The organism is Vibrio sp. 1580, assembly GCF_033340055.1.
Genome location: NZ_JAWOVT010000112.1, coordinates 1 through 914, shown reverse-complemented (window position 1 = coordinate 914; position 914 = coordinate 1). Strand labels below are relative to the sequence as shown.

Genomic DNA, 914 nt, shown 5'->3' with positions numbered 1-914 from the left:
ACACAGGCAAGCAACGAGTGGTTCAAGCGGAAGGGCGTATTGCTAACTTCAACCGTCGTTTTGGTCAATTTACTAGTGAGAAGGAATAAGTCATGAAAGTTGTGAAATCACTTAAAAGCGCGAAGAGCCGTCATCCTGACTGTCAGATAGTGAAAAGAAGAGGGCGCTTGTACGTTATTTGTAAGACAAATCCGAGGTTCAAAGCTGTACAAAAATAACAGTAGAAACGAACAACAAAGGAGTGTGTAGCGAAATTGAAGGTATTTTCGTCCATGACAACGGATGATTGCCTCAGCAGCTCTGAATGTACACACCCTACCTAATACTCGCCAAGTGCCAACGTTTATTCGCTCGTGCTTGGCATGGTTTTTACTGGCACGACTTCATCGTTATTCAAGTCAAAATTGAACGTTTGCCAGACTGCTCGGCTCTTTGAGCTTACACCACACACTATCTTTGCATTCGACTTTATATAGGGATTAGGCATTCCTGCATATCTAATGGTTATATCTTTGTTTAATTTATAATGTTGGTTAATTTGTTTTATATGGATGAAATATCTACATTTATGCAAATAACTGGTTATAAATTTGCAATTGATTTACAATTTGTAACGTTTTTGGCTTTTAATTGACTCTTTACTCAAGTACCCTTCGCTCGCTTTGTGACATTTTTTTCACAATTGCACAGGAATAAAAACAAGGAGGGAACAGATGAGTTCATCTGCTTCAATTAAACAAAACTCACCTAAGAAGCCGTTGTTTACGCGCTTTTTGGATACTGTCGAATATTTGGGGAACCTGTTGCCCCACCCGATCACACTATTTGCCATTTTCTGTTTAGCCATTTTGGTGATGTCGGGTATCGCTGGTTACTTCGAAGTATCGGTTGTCGATCCTCGTCCTGAGGGAGCA

2 protein-coding genes and 1 pseudogene are annotated in these 914 nt (G+C 40.2%); all 3 read left to right on the top strand.

Features of this window, described 5'->3' with window-relative positions; genetic code table 11:
• Nucleotides 1–89, top strand: a pseudogene (locus R7093_RS24385) (50S ribosomal protein L31); the annotation flags it as partial.
• A 3-nt stretch (nt 90–92) separates the two neighbouring features.
• A complete protein-coding gene (gene ykgO, locus R7093_RS24380) occupies nt 93–218 on the top strand; it encodes a type B 50S ribosomal protein L36 (RefSeq protein WP_005380299.1) in 126 nt (41 codons plus the stop codon).
• Between the two features lie 495 nt (nt 219–713).
• Nucleotides 714–914: AbgT family transporter (locus R7093_RS24375; protein ID WP_318146905.1), on the top strand; the 201-nt coding region annotated here is incomplete at its 3' end.